Annotated in this window: 1 protein-coding gene; it reads left to right on the forward strand. The window is 57.7% G+C overall.

The window, feature by feature from the left end; all coding sequences use genetic code 11:
• The coding region (locus tag ACFFNA_RS39455) for an AMP-binding protein (RefSeq protein WP_378925714.1) at positions 1 to 684 on the forward strand (684 nt) is incomplete at both ends.

Below are 684 nucleotides of genomic sequence, written 5' to 3' on the forward strand. Positions count from 1 at the left end.
CGAACTGCCCGCCTGCGACCCCGACCCGCGCGCCCTCGGCCTGACCTCCAGCCATCTCGCCTATGTCATATACACCTCGGGCTCAACCGGAACCCCAAAGGGCGCCATGGTCGAGCATCAAAGCCTGTTGAATTTCCTATATGCTTTTTCGGATATATTGAAGCTTACCGAGCAGGATGTATTCCTAGCTATCACATCCATCTCATTTGATATCGCGGGGCTGGAGCTCTATCTTCCCACGTGCACGGGCGCCACAGTCGTCCTAGCCAACCGAAAGGATGCTACGGCTGCTACGACGTTGCATCATCTTCTAGACCATCACAAGATCTCTTTGATGCAGGCCACTCCAGCAACGTGGCGCTTGCTGATGGATGCCGGCTGGCAAGGAACGCCGGGCTTAAGTGTGTTGTGTGGAGGTGAAGCGTTACCTGCAAATCAGGCGTCGCGGCTTAGTAGAGGGGTGGGGTCTCTAAGGAATCTCTACGGTCCGACCGAAACAACGATCTGGTCGTCCAGTTTTTTTGTTGACGCTAGGCCCGGTGTATCCCATCAAAACGTGCCGATCGGGCGTCCGATCGCCAACACGCGGGTGTATCTGCTGGACGCTCATGGCCAGCCGGTTCCGTTCGGGGCGGTGGGTGAGCTTTATATCGGCGGGGCGGGGGTGGCGCGCGGCTACCTCAA

Source organism: Mesorhizobium kowhaii (assembly GCF_042431665.1).
GTDB lineage: Bacteria > Pseudomonadota > Alphaproteobacteria > Rhizobiales > Rhizobiaceae > Mesorhizobium > Mesorhizobium kowhaii.